Raw genomic sequence first — 17,396 nt, 5'->3', positions numbered from 1 at the left:
TGGTTGTTAGGCGCACCCGAAGATTGCAGCGCGTATTCGTTTTACCTCTCCCCGCGCGCGGGGAGAGGTCGGATTTCGCGCCGTCGGGCGCGAAATCCGGGTGAGGGGGCGTTTCCGCGAGTCACTGCCCTGCTGCAGAGCCCCCTCATCCCGACCTTCTCCCCGCGCGCGGGGAGAAGGAGCGCGGGCGCCGTGCCATGTTTTAAAGCGCCGCTCCTCGTCCTACTCCGCCGCGACCTTCGGCAGCGCGTCGAGCGAGGCCGTGAGCGCGGCCGCGTCGTAGTCGCGGTCCTCGAGCTTGCCCGACAGGTAATCCGTGTAGGCCTGCATGTCGAAATGGCCGTGGCCGGACAGGTTGAACAGGATGGTGCGCGGCTTGCCCTCGGCCTTGGCGGCGAGCGCCTCGTCGACGGCGGCCCGCACCGCGTGGGTCGATTCCGGCGCCGGCACGATGCCCTCGCTGCGGGCGAACAGGAGCCCGGCCTCGAAGCACGGGTTCTGGTGCACGGCCTTCGCCTCGATCAAGCCGAGCTCCTTGGCGTGGCTCACCAGCGGCGCCATGCCGTGGTAGCGCAGGCCGCCGGCGTGGAAGCCGGGCGGCATGAAGCTGGAGCCGAGCGTGTGCATCTTCATCAGCGGCGTGAGATGCGCCGTGTCACCGAAGTCGTAGGCGTAGCTGCCGCGCGTCAGCGTCGGGCACGCCGCCGGCTCCACCGCGAGGACCCGCACGTCCTTGCCCTCGCGCAGCTTCTTGCCGAGGAACGGGAACGCGATGCCGGCGAAGTTCGAGCCGCCGCCGGCGCAGCCGATGACGACGTCGGGCCAGAAGCCGGCCATCTCCATCTGCTCGATCGCCTCGAGACCGATCACGGTCTGATGCAGCGCGACGTGGTTGAGCACGCTGCCGAGCGCGTAGTTCGTGTCGGGATTTTGCGCCGCGACCTCTACGGCCTCCGAGATGGCGATGCCGAGGCTGCCGTTCGAGTCCGGGTTCTGCGCCAGCACGGCGCGGCCGGCCGCCGTCTCCATCGAGGGGCTCGGGATGCAGGTCGCCCCGTAGGTCTCCATCAGGGCCCGACGATAGGGCTTCTGGTTGTAGGAGACCTTGACCATGTAGACCTTCACCTCGAGGCCGAAGATCGACCCGGCGAAGGCGAGCGAGGAGCCCCACTGGCCGGCGCCCGTCTCGGTCGCGAGTTTCCGGATGCCGGCCTCGCGATTGTAGAAGGCCTGCGCCACCGCGGTGTTCGGCTTGTGGCTGCCGGCCGGCGAGACGCCCTCGTACTTGTAGAAGATGCGGGCCGGCGTATCGAGCGCGCGCTCGAGCCGCACCGCGCGGTGCAGCGGCGCCGGCCGCCACAGCTTGTAGATCTCGCGCACCGGCTCGGGGATCTCGATCTCCCGCTCGGTCGCGACCTCCTGCCGGATCAGCTCCATCGGGAAGATCGCGGCGAGGTCGTCGGGGCCGATCGGCTTGCCCGTGCCCGGATGCAGGACCGGCGGGGGCGGCGCCGGCAGGTCGGCCGCGATGTTGTACCAGGCCCGCGGGATGCGGTTCTCGGGCAGCAGGAACTTGTAGGTATCGGTCATGCGTTCGGGTCTTTCGGGGTTGATGGTCGGGCCGGCTGTCCGAAGTGAGAGCCTGCCGGTTCGCTCCGTCACCCTCTCCCGTGGGGAGAGGGTCGGGCGCGAGCGTCAGCTCGCGACCGGGGTGAGGGGCGTAGGCGTCGATGGAGGGCTCGGCACCCCATCACCCGCCGCGCTTCGCGCGTCGACCTCTCCCCGCCGGGGAGAGGTGAAGCGTGCCGCCCCGCTCACCGCGACGGCTTCTTCCAGATGTCGCGCTCCTGCATGAGGGCGACCTGCCGGTCGATCACGTCGCGCTTGTAGTCGGCGTGCTTGGCCGGAATCTTGTCCATGTACATGTTCTTCGGATAGACGGGCTGCTCGTAGATGATCTGGGCGAGCTCGGTGCGCACGTCCTTGAGCCAGTTGGTCACCTGAGCGCTCTCGCGGTGATGCCGCAGCGCCTCGATGTTGATGACACCGGACACGAACGTGGATCCGTTGGTGTCGCGCTGCTTGCCGACGAGCTGGCCTCGATAGTCGACGATCATCGACTGGCCGCCGCCGGCGTCGATGCCGACCTTGCCCTCGGGATAGAGGTGGTAGCTGCCGATGTTGGGCGCCACGATGTACATGTTGTTCTCGAGCGCCCGGCAGCGGTTGGTGATCTCGAAGAAGTCGTTCTCGGTGAACGGGGCGGGCAGGGAGGCGCGGTAGACCACCTCGGCGCCGTTCATGGCCAGCCCACGGCCGTTCTCCGGATACGAGCCCTCCATCGCCATCATGATGCCGAGCCGGCCGATCTTGGTGTCGGCGACGGGCCAGAAGGCATCGAGCGTGCGGCCGTACTTCTCGATCCACCAGTCGTAGATGTCGTGCGGCGACACCGAGCGCTCGACCGGCAGCAGCGCGCCGAGCTTGTAGTGCTTGAGGATGATCTCGCCGTCCGGATCGACGATGAAGCCGACGTTGAAGAAGCGGTCCTTCCAGTCCGGATGGCGGGCCTTCGCCTGCGCCATGATGAAGACGTTCCACTCGCGCGCCAGCGCCCCGACCCAGTCGGTCTCCGGGCCCGGGATGTCGATCGCGCAGGTGTTGGCGAACTCGGCGTGGTCGACGTCCAGGACCTCGTCGTTGAAGCCCATCAGGCCGCCCTCGGGAATGGCGAGGAGGCGGACCGGGATATCGAGATTGGACAGCCAGAAGGCCGCCTTGGTGAGGCTCTTCAAATGCTCGATGTTGTGCTTGATGTCCTCGCGGCGGCGAATGCCCCAGAAGGTCGGAATGAGGCCGACCGCGTTGTAAGGCTCGATCATGCGATGCTCCCCCTCCGGCCCCGCGCGGACCGGGAACGGCCCCGAACGGGCCGGGACGATGGCGTCCGGGCGGGAAATTGCTCTTTTCGCCCCCGTCGCGCAAGCCGAGGGCAGGAGGGGAGGGTGGGGGGACACGATACTGCGTCCCGGCCTGCACTTTTTGCTTGAACGCCGCGGCGCCGACCGGCTTATCTCGGCGGCCGGCGCTTTTCGTCTCCTTGCCCACCCCCGTGCCGATCCCGTTTCCGGAGGACCAGTTGCGATGACCAAAACCGTTTCGTGGCTCGCCGCCGTCGCGGCCTGCGCTCTTGTTGCGCCCCTGCCGGCCCAGGCCCAAGCTCAGGCCCAGGCGCCGGAGAACCTCAAGGTCGGCGTGATCGCCACCCTGTCGGGCCCGCCCGCCGTGCTCGGCCAGCAGATCCGCAACGGCTTCCAGCTCGCCGTCAAGGAGCTGGGCGGCAAGCTCGGCGGCCGCGAGGTCGAGGTGCTGGTCCAGGACGACGAGCTCAAGCCGGACGTCGCGGTCGGTAAGGTCAAGGCGCTGGTCGAGCGCGACAAGGTCGACTTCGTGGTCGGCCCGGTGTTCTCCAACATCCTGCAGGCGATCGTGAAGCCGGCGACCGAGGGCGGCGCCATCCTGATCAGCCCGAACGCCGGCACGTCGAACTATGCCGGGCGCGACTGCAACCCGAACCTGTTCGTCACGTCCTACCAGAACGACCAGATGCACGAGGTCTCGGGCAAGTACGCCCAGGACAAGGGCATGAAGACCGCCTTCATCATGGCGCCCAACTACCAGGCCGGGAAGGATTCGCTCGCCGGCTTCAAGCGCTGGTTCAAGGGCGACGTGGTCGACGAGGTCTACGTCCCGCTCAACCAGCTCGACTACTCGGCCGAGCTGTCGAAGATCGCCGCGGCGAAGCCCTCCGTCGTCTTCGTGTTCCTGCCCGGCGGCATGGGCGTCAACTTCGTCAAGCAGTACCGGCAGGCCGGTCTCGCCGAGACGATCCCGGTGCTCTCCACCTTCACGGTCGACGAATCGACGCTGCCGGCCCAGCAGGACGCGGCGCTGGGCTTCTTCGCCGGGTCGAACTGGGCCCCGAACCTCGACAACCCGAAGAACAAGGCCTTCGTCGATGCCTATGAGAAGGAGTTCGGCGCCGTGCCGGCGACCTATGCGTTCCAGGCCTACGACACCGCGATGCTGATCGACGGCGCCCTGAAGGCCACCAAGGGCGACACCAAGGACCGGGACGCGCTGCGGGCGGCGCTGCGCAAGGCCGACTTCACCTCGCTGCGCGGCGACTTCAAGTTCAACACCAACAACTACCCGGTCCAGGACTTCTACCTGACCAAGGTCGCCAAGCGTCCCGACGGCAAGTTCCAGACCGAGATCGTCTCCAAGGTCTTCGACGACTACGCCGACTCCTATGTCGGCAGCTGCAAGATGAAGTGAAGGCGGGCGCCGGACACGACGCCGTAGGGTGGGCAAAGGCGCGCACGCGCCGTGCCCACGCCGCGGGGCCGCCGTGGCTCCGGCATGACATCAACGGCGTGGGCACGCTTCGCTTTGCCCACCCTACACCTCCAGGGGGGAGGTGAAACGAGCGCATCCGACCTGTTCATGTCCACCACGCTTCTCGTCGTCCAAGTCCTCAACGGCCTGCAGCTCGGGGTGCTGCTGTTCCTGATCGCGGCCGGGCTGACGCTCGTGTTCGGCGTGATGGACTTCATCAACCTGGCGCACGGCGTCCAGTACATGCTGGGGGCCTATCTGGCCGTCATGTTCTACGGGCTCACCGGCAGCTTCGTCGCCGCGCTCCTGCTGGCGCTCGCCGCCGCGCTGGTGTTCGGTCTGCTGCTGGAGGCCGTGGTGTTCCGCCATCTCTACGGGCGCGACCACCTCGACCACGTGATCGCGACCTTCGGCATCATCCTGTTCCTCAACAGCGCCGTGAAATACGTGTGGGGCGCCGCGCCCCTGTCGCTGCCGGTGCCCGAGGTGCTGACCGGCTCGGTCGCGCTCGCCCCCGGCCTTCTCTACCCGGTGTGGCGGCTGGTCATCATCGGCTCCGGCATCGCGGTCGCGGTGCTGCTGTGGGGGCTCGTGTCGTTCACCCGGGTCGGGATGCTGGTGCGGGCGGGTGCCACCAACCCCGAGATGGTCTCGGCGCTCGGCGTCGACATCCGCCGCCTGTTCACGCTGGTGTTCGGCTTCGGCGCCATGCTGGCCGGCTTCGCCGGGATCATGATCGCGCCGATCCTGTCGGTCGAGCCCGGCATGGGCGACACCATCCTGATCCTCGCCTTCGTCGTGATCGTCATCGGCGGCATCGGCTCGATCCGCGGGGCCTTCGTGGCGGCCCTGCTGATCGGTCTCGTCGACACGCTCGGCCGCTCCTTCGCGGTCGACATCCTGCGGCTGTTCCTGTCGTCCTCGACGGCCCGCACGGTCGGCCCGGCGCTCGCCTCGATGCTGATCTACCTGCTGATGGCCGTGGTGCTCTATGTCCGGCCGACCGGGCTGTTCCCGGCGAAGGGCCGCTGAGATGACGCTCGCGGCGGTTCCGGGTGACACGGCTCCGGCGGCCCGCCGGCCGCGCCGCGGCGTCGTCCTGCCGCTCGTCCTCTTCGCGCTCCTGGCGGCGCTGCCCGTCGGCGCACTGGCGCTGTCGGCCGGCTACCTGCTCGATCTGTTCGCCCGGGTGATGATCTTCGCCATCGCGGCGCTGTCGGTCGAGCTCTTGATCGGGCACGCCGCGCTGGTGACGTTCGGGCAGGCGGCCTTCGTCGGCATCGGCGCCTATGCGGTCGGCATCCTCGACGCGCACGAGGCCAACGACCTTGTGGTCGCGCTGCCGGCCGCGCTCGTGGCTGCCGGCCTGTTCGCCTTCGTCACCGGGCTCGTCTGCCTGCGCACCAAGGGCGTCTACTTCATCATGATCACGCTGGCCTTCGGCCAGATGGCGTTCTTCACGGCCTCCTCGCTCGCGCCCTATGGCGGCGACGACGGGCTGACCATCCACGACCGCACGACGCTCTTCGGCCTCGCCGTGCTCGACCGGCCGCTCGCCTTCTACTACGTCGTGCTCGCCGTGATGATCGCCGTCTACCTGTTCTGCCGCGCCCTCGTCGCGTCGCGCTTCGGCCGGGTGCTGCGCGGCGCCAAGGACAATGCGCTTAGAATGACGACGCTCGGCTACCGGGTCTATCGCTTCCAGCTCGCCGCCTATGTGATCGCCGGCATGATCGGCGGGCTCGCCGGGTTCCTGCTCGCCAACGCGACCGAGTTCGTCAGCCCGGCCTACATGTCGTGGCAGCGGTCCGGCGAGCTGATCATCATGGTGCTGCTCGGCGGGCTCGGCACCCTGCACGGCGCCATCGTCGGGGCCGCCGCGTTCCTGCTGCTGGAGGAGTGGCTCGCCGGCCTGACCGAGCACTGGAAGATGATCTTCGGCCCGCTCCTGGTGCTGGTCGTCGTGTTCGTGCGCGGCGGATTGCTCGGCATCGCGACGGCGCTCGCCGGCGCCGTGAGCCGGAGGCTGCGCCGTGGCTGAGCCGATCCTGATGTTGAAGAGCCTGCGAAAGCAGTTCGGCGGCCTCGTCGTCACCGACTCGGTCGACCTCGCGGTCGCGCCCGGCGAGCTGCACGCCGTGATCGGCCCGAACGGCGCCGGCAAGACGACGCTGATCAACCAGATCTCCGGCGTGCTGCCCTCCGACTCCGGCCAGATCCTGTTCGCCGGCCACGACGTCACCCGGCTCGCCCCGCACGAGCGGGCGCGGCGCGGGCTCGCCCGCACGTTCCAGATCACCTCGGTGCTGCCGAACTTCTCGGCGCTGGAGAACGTCGCCATCGCCGTGCAGGCGCGCGCCGGCACGAGCTTCCGCCTGTTCGGCGACGCCGCCGCCGAGCCGGCGCTCAACCGCCCGGCGATGGCCGCGCTCGCCGAGGTCGGGCTCGCCGCGCGCGCCGACGTGCCGGCCGGCCATCTCTCGCACGGCGAGAAGCGGGCGCTCGAACTCGCCATGGCGATCGTCACCGAGCCGAAGCTCCTGCTGCTCGACGAGCCGATGGCCGGCACCGGCCGCGAGGAGACGGCGCGCCTGATCACGGTGTTGCGCCGGCTGAAAGGGCGCTTCGCCATGATGCTGGTCGAGCACGACATGACCGCCGTGTTCGCGCTCGCCGACCACATCTCGGTGCTGATCTACGGCCGCATCCTGCTCGGCGGCCGCCCCGACGAGGTGCGCGAGGACCCCCAGGTCGTCGCAGCGTATCTCGGCGACGAGATCGAGTTCGAGCGATGAGCGGTGTTTCGCTCCATCCTCCGTCATGGCCGGGCTTGTCCCGGCCATCCACGCCTTGGCGCCACGCAAAGACGTGGATGCCCGGCACAAGGCCGGGCATGACGACGTCGGAATGCCGGGGCGCCCCATGCTGACGGTGGAAAACCTCGAGGCCGGGTATGGCGAGACGCCGGTGCTGTTCGACGTCGGCTTCGCGGTCGCGGCCGGCGAGGTGGTGACGCTGCTCGGCCGCAACGGCATGGGCAAGACGACGACCATCCGGGCGCTGATGGGCCTGGTGCGGCCGACCGGCGGCACGGTCTCGCTCGACGGGGCGCCGGTCACCGGCCTGCCGCCGTATCGCATCGCCCAGCTCGGGCTCGGCCTCGTGCCAGAAGGACGGCAGGTGTTCCCGACTCTCACGGTCCGGGAAAACCTCGTCGCCACCGCCGCTGCGCGCTACGGCGACCGCTGGACGCTCGACCGTGTCTACGACTTCTTCCCGCGGCTCGCCGAGCGCCGCGGCCATCTCGGCAGCCAGCTCTCGGGCGGCGAGCAGCAGATGCTGGCGATCGGCCGCGCCCTGATGACCAATCCGCGCCTGTTGATCCTGGACGAGGCGACCGAAGGTCTCGCGCCGCTGATCCGGGCCGAGATCTGGCGCGGGCTCGGGCGGCTCAAGCAGGAGGGCCAGGCGATCCTGCTGGTCGACAAGCATCTCGACGCCATGACCCGGCTCGCCGACCGGCACGTCGTCCTGGAAAAGGGCCACGTCGTGTGGACCGGGTCGTCGGCGGCCCTCGCCGCCGACCAGACGGTGCGCCAGCGCTGGCTGCAGGTGTGATCTGCAGGTGTGATCTGCGGGTGTGATCCAGCGCGAGCGAGTGCCGCAGACGAAAACAATGCTGTATGGTGCTCCCGGGCGGCAGCGCGACTCCGCCGCAGGCGAGGCCATGGACGCGACTTCCTCCGAGACGGATCCCCCGAAGGCCGTCCCCCCGAAACGGCCGACCGGTCCGCGCGATCCCGTCCGCACCCGCGCCGCGATCCTGGAGGCGGCGACCCACGAGTTCCGCGCCAAGGGCCTCACCGGCGCCCGCGTCGACACCATCGCCAAGCGGTCCGGTGTAAACAAGCGGATGATCTACCACTATTTCGGTGGCAAGGAGGGGCTCTACGTCGCGGTCCTGGAGGCGACCTATTCGGCGATCCGCCATGCCGAGGGCGACCTGCATCTCGGCGACCGCGAGCCGCTCGACGCCATCTGCGAGCTGGTCCGCTTCACCTGGCGCTACTTCATCGACCATCCGGAGTTTCTCAGCCTGCTCGGCACCGAGAATCTCCACCGCGCGCGATTTCTGAAGCAGTCGTCCCGCATCCGCGACCTGCACTCGCCGCTGGTCGCCACCCTGTCGCATCAGCTCGCGCGCGGGGCGGAGAAGGGCGTCATCCGGCCCGGCATCGATCCGGTGCAGCTCTACATCTCGATCGCGTCGCTCGGCTTCTTCTATCTCTCCAACCGCTACACGCTCGCCACCATCTTCGGCCGCAGCATGGACGATCCGGCGAGCCTCGAGGCCCGCGGCCGGCACATCGAGGACGTGGTGCTGGCCTATCTGCGGCCGTGAGCAGCCTGGCGGGGCGCTGGTCGTCCCGGGGCGGCGCGAGCGCGGAGCGCGAGACCCATACGCCCTGTCTCACGAGAGCAATCGGCACCGGGGGTATGGATTCCGGGCTCGCGGACCTGAAGGTCCGCGCCCCGGAATGACGGGTCGGGGTGAAGCGCCCCGGACCCAACGCTATTTCAAAGCCGAGGTTGCCTTGCTGCAGCGCAGCGAAGTCGGCGCATCGGGCAGCCATGCCGGAGCGCGAAGCCGGGCTGCATTTTTGAATGTGACAAGGCGCTTGACGGTCTCCCGGCGTCGTGGTGATTTGTAACCAGGCGGTTACTTGCGGCGGCTGCCGGTGAGGACCGTCTTCGCGTTTTTTCACATTAGGCGAGGCATGCAAGTGGCCACCAAGAAGCTCGGCATCATCATGCACGGCGTCACCGGGCGCATGGGTCTCAACCAGCATCTGGTGCGCTCCATCGTCGCCATCCGGGCGCAGGGCGGCGTCGTGCTCCCCAACGGCGATCGCGTGATGCCGGATCCGATCCTGGTCGGCCGCAACGCCGAGAAGGTCGCGGCGCTGGGCCGCCAGTACGGCATCGAGCGCACCACCTCGGATCTCGCCGCGGCGCTGAAGAACCCCGACGACACCATCTTCTTCGACGCGGCGACCACGCAGGCGCGCGCCGATCTGATCACGCAGGCGATCGCGGCCGGCAAGCACATCTATTGTGAGAAGCCGATCGCCGACACGGTCGACAAGGCGCTGGCGATCGCCAGGCTCGCCAAGGAACGCGGCATCAAGCATGGCGTCGTGCAGGACAAGCTGTTCCTGCCGGGCTTGCGCAAGATCGCCAAGCTGAAGGAGGCCGGCTTCTTCGGCCGCATGTTCTCGGTGCGCGGCGAGTTCGGCTACTGGGTGTTCGAGGGCGACTGGGGCCAGCCGGCGCAGCGGCCGAGCTGGAACTACAAGCTCGCCGAGGGTGGCGGCATCATCCTCGACATGCTGTGCCACTGGCGCTACGTGCTCGACAATCTGTTCGGCGAGGTGAAGGCGGTGAGCTGCCTCGGCGCCACCCACATCCCGAGCCGCGTCGACGAGACCGGCAAGACCTACGTGGCCGACGCCGACGACGCCGCCTACGCGACCTTCGAGCTCGAAGGCGGCGTGATCGCTCACATGAACTCGTCGTGGTGCGTGCGCGTGCGTCGTGACGACCTCGTTACCTTCCAGGTCGACGGCACCCACGGCTCGGCCGTCGCCGGCCTCTCCAAGTGCTGGACCCAGCATCGGGTCAACACGCCGCGGCCGATCTGGAATCCGGATGTCCCGCAGACCATGAACTTCTACGACCAGTGGGAGGAGGTCCCGGACAATTTCGAGTACGACAACGGCTTCAAGATCCAGTGGGAGAACTTCATCCGCCACGTCGTCGCGGACGGCCCGTGGGCGCACGGCCTCCTCGAAGGCGCCAAGGGCGTGCAGCTCGCCGAGCTCGGCCTGAAGAGCTGGCAGGAGCGCCGCTGGCTCGACGTGCCGAAGCTGACGGTGTGAGGCGCCTTCGACTCCCGTGACGCGTCATGCCCGCGCTCGTCGCGGGCATCCGCGAGCTGACGCATCGTAAGAGCACGATGGTGGATCGTCGGGACGACCCCGGCCATGACGAGGGGATGAGAATCGCGGCTGAAGTGCTGCCGGTGCGGTGCGCAGGCGATACGAATGTCCAAGCACGATGGCCGGGCTCGTCCCGGCCATTGTCGTCTCGTCGGGGGCCGTCGCTGGCGTGCTTCGCAGTTTTACGGACGGTAGGATTCCACAGGCGCTTCGCAGACGCAGCAATTCCTCACGTCGCGCCGAGGCTTTGTGACGCGTCGCCTGCGATGTCCGCATGGCGGATCTTGTCGGGCGGGGCGGCTTCGGGTCTTGCGACACTCTCGGTCCAGATGTAACCAGTTGGTTATTAGATGAGAGGAGCTGCCCGTGACCGGGTCTTGTCGGCGGCGCATCTATGGACCTCGTGACACGGCCGCGCCCGGTGCGGCCGCGTGGCTGGCGGGCGGGTGTCGGCCATGAATGCAGCGACAGCCGACGCCCCGCGCCTGTGTCTTCTCTCCGCCACGTTCCACGAGCGGCCCGTCTCCCTGCGGCTGCCGTTCCGCTTCGGCGTGGTGACGCTGCGTGAGGCGCCGCAGATCTTCACGACGGTGCGCATCCGGCTCGCGGATGGGCGCGAAGGCGACGGCATCGCGGCCCAGTTGATGGTGCCGAAATGGTTCGACAAGTCGCCGGACCTCACCAACGAGCAGAACTTCGATCAGCTCCGCGCTTCGCTGTCGATCGCACGCGAGCAGTTTCTCGCCGCCGGTGAGGGCACGGCCTTCGGTCTCTCCGCCACGATCGAGCCGGCGCATCGCGCCGCCTGCGCGGCGGCCGGGCTGAACGGGCTCGTCGCCTCGTTCGGCATCGCCGAGATCGAGCGCGCGATCCTCGACGCGCTGGCCCGCATCGAGGGCGTCCCGGCCTTCGCGCTGGTGGCAGCGAACCGCGTCGGTCTCACGGGGCAGGGCGCGCCCGATCTCGAAGGGTTCGATCTGGAACGGTTCCTCGCGGGCCTGAAGCCCGCGCCGTCGATCTTCGTGCGCCACACGGTCGGCATGGTCGATGCGCTCACCCGCGCCGAGACGGCCGGCCACAGGCTCGACGACGGTCTGCCCGAGAGTCTCGAGGAGGTCGTCGCCGCCTACGGCCACCGTCACTTCAAGCTGAAGGTATCGGGCGACATCGCCGCCGACATCGCGCGGCTCGAAGGCATCGCCGCCGTGATCGATCGCGTCGCCGAGCCTTACGTCGTCACGCTCGACGGCAACGAGCAGTACGACACGGTCGACGCCGTCGTAGCGCTGTGGCGCCGCATGGGCGAGACGCCGCGACTCGCTCGCATGGTGGCGTCGACCCAGCACATCGAGCAGCCGATCGGCCGCGCCCGCGCGCTCGCCGAGCCCGTGCACGCGCTCGCCGCCCTGGTGCCGGTCGAGGTCGACGAATCGGACAGCGATCTCGACGTGTTCCCGCGCGCCCGGGCGCTCGGCTACCGCGGAATCTCGGCGAAGTCGTGCAAGGGATTTTATCGCGCCTTGATCAATCGCGCCCGCGTCGCGCACTGGAACGCCGGCGACGGCGCGACGGGGGTTGCGCGCGCCTTCATGTCGGCCGAGGATCTCACCACGCAGGCCGGCGTCGCGGTGCAGCAGGATCTCGCGCTCGCGACCCTCGTGGGCATGACCCATGTGGAGCGCAACGGGCATCACTATGTCGACGGCATGGCGGGCGCCTCGGACGCGGAGCAGGGTCGGTTCCTCGTCGCCCATCCGGATCTCTATGCCCGCACGAACGCCCGCGCGCGCCTCGCCATCCGGGACGGCGCCGTGTCGCTCGGCTCGATCGCGGCGGCCCCGGGCCTCGCGGTCGGTGCCATGCCGGATCTCGCCGCGATGCGGCCGATGGTGGTGCCTGCTGCGCTGCCGACGTCCGTGTCGGCGCTCGCCGACAAGCCCGTTACGGTGTGACGTTCAAGGAGAGGATGTCCACCGTGCGATTCGTTTCCCTGCCGCCGGCCGCCCCCGGGCCGCTCGTCACGATGCCGGCGTAAAGGAGCCCCCGAAACGCGCCGGCAGAAGCGCGTCACCTCGATCACGTCCTCACCAACGACACAAAGGGAGAGACCTCGAATGAAACGAACCCTGCTCGCGGCCGCCGCGGCGGTCCTCGCCCTCACGGGCGTCGCCGACGCCCAGAACTATCCGTGGAAGCCGACCAAGCCCATCACCGTCGTGGTGCCGTGGGGCGCCGGCGGCTCGACCGACCAAGTCGTGCGGCTCCTGGCGAAGGAGATCGAAGGCGCGATCGGCCAGACGGTCGTGATCGTCAACCAGCCGGGCGCGTCCGGCTCGATCGGCACCAAGTCGGTCGTCGAGGCGCCGAAGGACGGCTACATGTTCGCCTCGGGGGCGGCCAAGGACCTCGGCACCTATCCGGTGACCGGGCTCCTGAACACCAAGCTCGACGATTGGCACCTGTTCCTCGGCGTGATCAACGCGTCGGTGATGGGCGTCAACGCGGCGACCCCCTACAAGACGCTCGACGACCTCGTGAAGGCCATGAAGGAGAAGCCGAACGGCATCACGGTCGCCACCGCCGGCATCAACTCCTCGGGCGGCGCGGCGCTCGGCGCCTTCGCCCAGGCCGCCGGCGTGCAGCCCCGCCAGGTGACCTATGACGGCGGCAACCCGGCCGTCATCGCCACCGCGGGCGGCGAGACCCAGGCGACCACCCAGCTCGCCGTCGAGCAGGCCGAGATGCTTCGCGCCAAGCGCCTGCGGGCGCTGGGCGTGTTCGCCACCAAACCGCTCGAGCTCGAGGGCGTCGGCACCATCCCGACCATCACGTCGTCGATCCCGGCCTACAAGGCGACCGACAACTACTTCGGCATCTTCGTGCCGAAGGGCACGCCGGCCGAGGTGATCACCACGCTCGAGATGATCTGGAAGGACAAGGTCGGCAAGTCCGAGGCGCTGAAGAAGTACGCGACCCAGCGCGGCGCCATCGTCGCGGCCCTCTACGGCGAGGAGGCCAAGAAGGCCGTCATGCCGGCCATCCAGGAGTTCGCCTGGGGCATGTGGGAGCGCAAGGAAGCCAAGGTCGATCCCGCGACTGTCGGCATTCCGAAGCCCTGATCGGACCCGATCGATCACGCGGCGGGGCGGGCCCGGCCCGCCCCGCATCACGTCCTGCCCATCTCGCGAGGATCCATGCACACCAGACCTCTCGCCCGCGCCGACCTGATCACCGGGGTGATCCTGGTGGTCTTCGGCGTCGCGGCCTTCGCCGAATCGTGGGGAATGCCGCGGCTCGAGGAGCGAAGCATCAATCCGTGGACGGCGCCTGGTCTGGTGCCCGGCCTGCTCGGAGCCGTCATCGCGCTGCTCGGCCTGGTGCTGGCGCTGCGCTCGGCCTTCGCCGGCGCCTTCGGGCCGCAGATCCCGCTCGACGACGACACGCCGGAGGAGCGCCGCGCCGCTTGGCGCCGTCTCGCGCTCTGCTCGGTGCTGTGCTTCGTCTACTCCGTGGTGCTGGTCGGCCACACGCCGTTCTGGTTCGCCACCGGCCTGTTCGTGTTCGTGTTCATCGTCGCCTTCGAATGGGAGCGGAACGAGGCCTGGGCCTCGCGCGGCCGCAAGTTCGCCATCGCGGCCCTGATCGCGGTTCTGGCGGCGGGCCTCATCCCCTACATGTTCGAGACGCTGTTCCTCGTCCGGCTTCCTTAAAGGTTATCGATCATGTTCGAGGGACTGGGGCATCTGTTCGCCGCGTTCGAGACGTTCGCGAACTTCACCACGCTGTTCAACGTCTGCTGGGCCACGCTGGTCGGGATCACGATCGGAGCGCTGCCCGGCCTGACCGCCACCATGGGCGTCGCGCTGCTGACGACGCTCACCTACAAGATGGCACCCGAGCAGGCGATCCTGGTGCTGATCTCCTGTTATGTCGGCGCCATCTACGGCGGCTCGCGTTCCGCCATCCTGCTCAACATCCCGGGCACGCCGGCCAACGCCGCGACGACGCTCGACGGCTTCCCGCTCGCCAAGGCCGGCCGCGCCGGCGAGGCGATGGGGCTGGCCACCACCTCGTCGATGATCGGCACCTTCATCGGCGTGCTGTTTCTCGCCATCATCGCCCCGGCGCTCGCCGAGATCGCGCTCGACTTCCAGTCCTACGAGTATTTCTGGCTCGCCATCTTCGGCATCGTCATCGCCGGCCAGATGTGCTCGTTCGACGACGCGCTGAAGGGCTGGATCGCCGGCTTCCTCGGCTTGTTCGTCGCGATGATCGGCCAGGAGGGCATCCATGCCGAGGAGCGCTTCGTCTTCGGTTGGTCTGAACTGTCCGGCGGCATCGCGCTGATTCCCGCCCTGGTCGGCACGTTCGGCGTCGCCGAGATCCTCACCGTGATGCGCAACCGCGCCGCCGAGATGGCGACCAGCGTGGTCGATCACGTTGTGCCGCGCTGGAAGGACCTCTGGGACTACCGTCGCACCGTGGTGCGTTCCGGCCTGATCGGCACCGCGGTCGGCATCATTCCGGGCGTCGGCGAGGACATCGGCGCCTGGATCTCCTACGCGGCGGCGCGTCGGGCGAGCAAGGAGAAGGAGCTGTTCGGAAAGGGCTCGAAGGAGGGCCTGTGCGCCGCCGAGACCGGCAACAACGCCGCCATCCCGGGCGCCATCATCCCGGCCCTCACGCTCGCCGTGCCGGGCTCGGCGCCGGCCGCCGTGCTGCTCGCCGCCATGCTGATCCACGGCATGCGGCCCGGCCCGATGATCATGATCGAGAGCCCGGACTTCGTCTTCCAGGTTGTCTGGATGGTGGTGCTGGCGACCCTCGCGATGGGCATCTTCGGCATCCTCCTCACCCGGCCGCTCCTGAAGATCCTCAAGGTGCCGCGCGAGCGGCTGATGCCGGTCGTGTTCGTGCTCTGCGTCATCGGCCCCTATGCCATCACGCTGCGGCTGTTCGACATCTACGTCACGCTGTTCTTCGGCATCCTCGGCTTCGTCCTGCGCGAGATGAAGTACCCGATGGCGCCGTTGGTGCTCGGCGTGATCCTCGGCGACATCCTGGACAAGAGCCTGCGGCGCGCCCTGGTGCTGGCCGACGGCGACATGACGCCGTTCTTCACCCGGCCGATCTCGGCGGTGCTGTGGATCACCACGGCGCTGGTGATCCTCGGCGCCATCCCGGCCGTGCAGCGCGGCGTGGCGCGGCTGTTCGGCTGGAACAAGGCCTGATGCGCGTCGCGCTGTGCAACGAGGTGATCGCCGCGCTGCCGTTCGAGCGGCAGTGCGGCTTCGCCGCGGCGGTCGGCTACGACGGGCTGGAGATTGCTCCGTTCACGCTCTCCGACGCGCCGCATCTGATGCCGGCGGCCGAGCGCGCCGCGCTGCGCCGCGCCGCCGCGGACGCCGGGATCGCGATCACCGGCCTCCATTATCTGATGCGGGCGCCCGCGGGCCTGTCGATCACGACAACTGACAGAGGCGTTCGCGACAAGAGCATCGACGTGATGCGGCGCCTGTGCGAGCTGGCGCACGATCTCGGCGCCGGGGTGCTGATCCACGGCTCGCCCGACCAGCGCAGGCTCGATCCGGGCGCCGAGACCGAGGGCCTCGAGCGCGCCGCTGACGCCTTCGCGGCGGTGGCGCCCGCGGCGGCCGCGGCCGGCGTCGTCTACTGCATCGAGCCCTTGTCGAAGCGCCAGACGAATTGCATCAACACGGTCGCGGAGGCCGCCGCGATCGTCACCGCGGTCGGCAATCCGGCGCTGAAGACCATGATCGACTGCTCGTCCTCGGCCGTCACCGAGGCGGAGACGATCCCGGATCTGATCCGCCGCTGGATCCCGACCGGCCTGATCGGCCACGTCCACTTCAACGACCCCAACCGGCGTGGGCCGGGCGAGGGCGACCTGCAGTTCGCGCCGATCGTCGCAGCGCTGCGCGACGTCGGCTGGCGCGACGTGATCGGGGTCGAACCCTTCGTCTACGAGCCGGACGGCCCCGCCTGCGCGGCCCGCGCCGCCGGTTATGTCCGCGCCCTTCTCGAAGCCATCCCCTGACCCGTTCCCGGCGCTCGCGCGCACTCGTCGCGTCTCGCGCCACCTCCCGACCAGATCACTTCAGGTTCAGCCATGTCCAACAAAGGCCTGTCGATCAATCTCGCCACCGTGCGCCAGCAGTGGAACCTCGGCGAGGCCGTCGCGGCCTGCGCCCGGCACGGCATCAAGGCCGTCGATCCGTGGCGTGATCAGGTCGCCGCGTTCGGGCTGCAGGAGTCCGCCAAGGTGATCAAGGATCACGGCATGGACGTCACCGGCTACTGTCGCGGCGGCATGTTCCCGGCACCGTACGCGGCCGGCCGGCAGGCGGCGATCGACGATAACCGCCGCGCCATCGACGAGGCGGTGACGATCGGGGCCGAGTGCCTGGTGCTGGTCGTCGGCGGCCTGCCCAAGGGCTCGCGCGACATCGTCGGCGCCCGCGAGATGGTGGCAGAAGGCATGGCCGCGATCCTGCCGCATGCCCGCGCCTCAAAAATGCCGCTCGCCATCGAGCCGTTGCATCCGATGTATGCGGGCGACCGCGCCTGCGTGAACACGCTGGGCCAGGCTCTGGATCTTTGCGAGAGGCTCGGGCCGGACGTCGGCGTCGCGATCGATGCCTATCACGTCTGGTGGGACCCGGACCTCGCGAGCCAGATCGCCCGCGCCGGCCGTGAGAAACGCATCTTCGCCTATCACATCTGCGACTGGCTGGTGCCGACCAAGGACATGCTGCTCGACCGCGGCATGATGGGCGACGGCGTCATCGACCTGCCGGCCATCGCGAAGATGATCGAGGACGCCGGCTTCACCGGCTACCACGAGGTCGAGATCTTCTCGTCGGACGACTGGTGGAAGAAGCCGGGCGACGAGGTGCTGAAGACCTGCCTGGAGCGATTTTCCAACGCGTGCTGAGAGACGGCCGCGCGACCGCAGACGTGACGACGTCCGCCTTCGCG

Annotated in this window: 15 protein-coding genes; 13 read left to right on the top strand and 2 right to left on the bottom strand. The window is 68.8% G+C overall.

From position 1 onward, the window contains the following. Positions 1-222: 222 nt before the first annotated feature. Both CCR97_RS12030 and CCR97_RS12025 read right to left on the bottom strand, forming a co-directional pair. Positions 223-1,590 (bottom strand): TrpB-like pyridoxal phosphate-dependent enzyme, encoded by a 1,368-nt coding sequence (locus tag CCR97_RS12030; RefSeq protein ID WP_111355186.1) that lies wholly within the window; start codon positions 1,588-1,590, stop codon positions 223-225. Between the two features lie 224 nt (positions 1,591-1,814). Next, complete coding sequence (locus CCR97_RS12025; protein ID WP_111355185.1) at positions 1,815-2,882, bottom strand: nitrilase-related carbon-nitrogen hydrolase; 1,068 nt, start codon at positions 2,880-2,882, stop codon at positions 1,815-1,817. Positions 2,883-3,144: 262 nt separating this feature from the next. On the opposite strand from CCR97_RS12025, the gene CCR97_RS12020 reads away from it, so the two are divergent. The 13 genes from CCR97_RS12020 to CCR97_RS11960 all read left to right on the top strand — a co-directional run bounded on the left by CCR97_RS12020 (position 3,145) and on the right by CCR97_RS11960 (position 17,352). Then, the gene (locus tag CCR97_RS12020; protein ID WP_111355184.1) at positions 3,145-4,338 is read left to right on the top strand and encodes an ABC transporter substrate-binding protein; all 1,194 of its coding nucleotides are present in this window, start codon (positions 3,145-3,147) and stop codon (positions 4,336-4,338) included. A 168-nt stretch (positions 4,339-4,506) separates the two neighbouring features. Further along, positions 4,507-5,430 (top strand): branched-chain amino acid ABC transporter permease, encoded by a 924-nt coding sequence (locus CCR97_RS12015; RefSeq protein WP_111355183.1) that lies wholly within the window; start codon positions 4,507-4,509, stop codon positions 5,428-5,430. A 1-nt stretch (position 5,431) separates the two neighbouring features. Next, positions 5,432-6,439, top strand: coding sequence for a branched-chain amino acid ABC transporter permease (locus CCR97_RS12010; RefSeq protein ID WP_111355182.1), 1,008 nt, complete (start codon positions 5,432-5,434; stop codon positions 6,437-6,439). After that, on the top strand, positions 6,432-7,193 hold the full coding sequence (locus CCR97_RS12005; protein ID WP_245428678.1) for an ABC transporter ATP-binding protein: 762 nt from the start codon (positions 6,432-6,434) through the stop codon (positions 7,191-7,193). Before CCR97_RS12010 ends, CCR97_RS12005 begins: the two co-directional genes overlap by 8 nt. Before the next feature lie 127 nt (positions 7,194-7,320). Next, complete coding sequence (locus tag CCR97_RS12000) at positions 7,321-8,016, top strand: ABC transporter ATP-binding protein (RefSeq protein ID WP_111355181.1); 696 nt, start codon at positions 7,321-7,323, stop codon at positions 8,014-8,016. A 109-nt stretch (positions 8,017-8,125) separates the two neighbouring features. Beyond that, positions 8,126-8,800: a TetR/AcrR family transcriptional regulator gene (locus CCR97_RS11995; protein WP_111355180.1), complete on the top strand. Its 675-nt coding sequence runs from the start codon at positions 8,126-8,128 to the stop codon at positions 8,798-8,800. Between the two features lie 409 nt (positions 8,801-9,209). Next, on the top strand, positions 9,210-10,337 hold the full coding sequence (locus CCR97_RS11990) for a Gfo/Idh/MocA family protein (RefSeq protein WP_111355190.1): 1,128 nt from the start codon (positions 9,210-9,212) through the stop codon (positions 10,335-10,337). Positions 10,338-10,852: 515 nt separating this feature from the next. Continuing rightward, a complete protein-coding gene (locus CCR97_RS11985) occupies positions 10,853-12,349 on the top strand; it encodes an enolase-like domain-containing protein (protein ID WP_244670399.1) in 1,497 nt (498 codons plus the stop codon). A 162-nt stretch (positions 12,350-12,511) separates the two neighbouring features. Next, complete coding sequence (locus tag CCR97_RS11980) at positions 12,512-13,516, top strand: Bug family tripartite tricarboxylate transporter substrate binding protein (RefSeq protein WP_111355179.1); 1,005 nt, start codon at positions 12,512-12,514, stop codon at positions 13,514-13,516. Positions 13,517-13,591: 75 nt separating this feature from the next. Further along, positions 13,592-14,107: a tripartite tricarboxylate transporter TctB family protein gene (locus CCR97_RS11975; protein WP_111355178.1), complete on the top strand. Its 516-nt coding sequence runs from the start codon at positions 13,592-13,594 to the stop codon at positions 14,105-14,107. Between the two features lie 12 nt (positions 14,108-14,119). Further along, positions 14,120-15,628 (top strand): tripartite tricarboxylate transporter permease, encoded by a 1,509-nt coding sequence (locus tag CCR97_RS11970; RefSeq protein WP_111355177.1) that lies wholly within the window; start codon positions 14,120-14,122, stop codon positions 15,626-15,628. After that, complete coding sequence (locus tag CCR97_RS11965) at positions 15,628-16,455, top strand: sugar phosphate isomerase/epimerase family protein (protein ID WP_170145650.1); 828 nt, start codon at positions 15,628-15,630, stop codon at positions 16,453-16,455. The genes CCR97_RS11970 and CCR97_RS11965 overlap by 1 nt, the downstream gene beginning before the upstream one ends. 72 nt (positions 16,456-16,527) lie before the next feature. Beyond that, a complete protein-coding gene (locus tag CCR97_RS11960) occupies positions 16,528-17,352 on the top strand; it encodes a sugar phosphate isomerase/epimerase family protein (RefSeq protein WP_111355176.1) in 825 nt (274 codons plus the stop codon). The last annotated feature ends 44 nt before the right edge of the window (positions 17,353-17,396 follow it).

The sequence above is a fragment of the Rhodoplanes elegans genome (assembly GCF_016653355.1).
GTDB classification, from domain to species: domain Bacteria; phylum Pseudomonadota; class Alphaproteobacteria; order Rhizobiales; family Xanthobacteraceae; genus Rhodoplanes; species Rhodoplanes elegans.
This window is presented reverse-complemented; position numbering and strand designations above follow the sequence as displayed.

Excerpts from the sequence above, each read along its gene's own strand:
- CCR97_RS12025 (WP_111355185.1), bottom strand. The coding sequence starts at position 2,882 with ATGATCGAGCCTTACAACGCGGTCGGCCTCATTCCGACCTTCTGGGGC.
- CCR97_RS12000 (WP_111355181.1), top strand. The coding sequence starts at position 7,321 with ATGCTGACGGTGGAAAACCTCGAGGCCGGGTATGGCGAGACGCCGGTG.
- CCR97_RS12030 (WP_111355186.1), bottom strand. The coding sequence starts at position 1,590 with ATGACCGATACCTACAAGTTCCTGCTGCCCGAGAACCGCATCCCGCGG.
- CCR97_RS11965 (WP_170145650.1), top strand. The coding sequence starts at position 15,628 with ATGCGCGTCGCGCTGTGCAACGAGGTGATCGCCGCGCTGCCGTTCGAG.
- CCR97_RS12020 (WP_111355184.1), top strand. The coding sequence starts at position 3,145 with ATGACCAAAACCGTTTCGTGGCTCGCCGCCGTCGCGGCCTGCGCTCTT.
- CCR97_RS12015 (WP_111355183.1), top strand. The coding sequence starts at position 4,507 with ATGTCCACCACGCTTCTCGTCGTCCAAGTCCTCAACGGCCTGCAGCTC.
- CCR97_RS12010 (WP_111355182.1), top strand. The coding sequence starts at position 5,432 with ATGACGCTCGCGGCGGTTCCGGGTGACACGGCTCCGGCGGCCCGCCGG.
- CCR97_RS11960 (WP_111355176.1), top strand. The coding sequence starts at position 16,528 with ATGTCCAACAAAGGCCTGTCGATCAATCTCGCCACCGTGCGCCAGCAG.
- CCR97_RS11970 (WP_111355177.1), top strand. The coding sequence starts at position 14,120 with ATGTTCGAGGGACTGGGGCATCTGTTCGCCGCGTTCGAGACGTTCGCG.
- CCR97_RS11975 (WP_111355178.1), top strand. The coding sequence starts at position 13,592 with ATGCACACCAGACCTCTCGCCCGCGCCGACCTGATCACCGGGGTGATC.
- CCR97_RS11995 (WP_111355180.1), top strand. The coding sequence starts at position 8,126 with ATGGACGCGACTTCCTCCGAGACGGATCCCCCGAAGGCCGTCCCCCCG.
- CCR97_RS11990 (WP_111355190.1), top strand. The coding sequence starts at position 9,210 with ATGCACGGCGTCACCGGGCGCATGGGTCTCAACCAGCATCTGGTGCGC.
- CCR97_RS11985 (WP_244670399.1), top strand. The coding sequence starts at position 10,853 with ATGAATGCAGCGACAGCCGACGCCCCGCGCCTGTGTCTTCTCTCCGCC.
- CCR97_RS11980 (WP_111355179.1), top strand. The coding sequence starts at position 12,512 with ATGAAACGAACCCTGCTCGCGGCCGCCGCGGCGGTCCTCGCCCTCACG.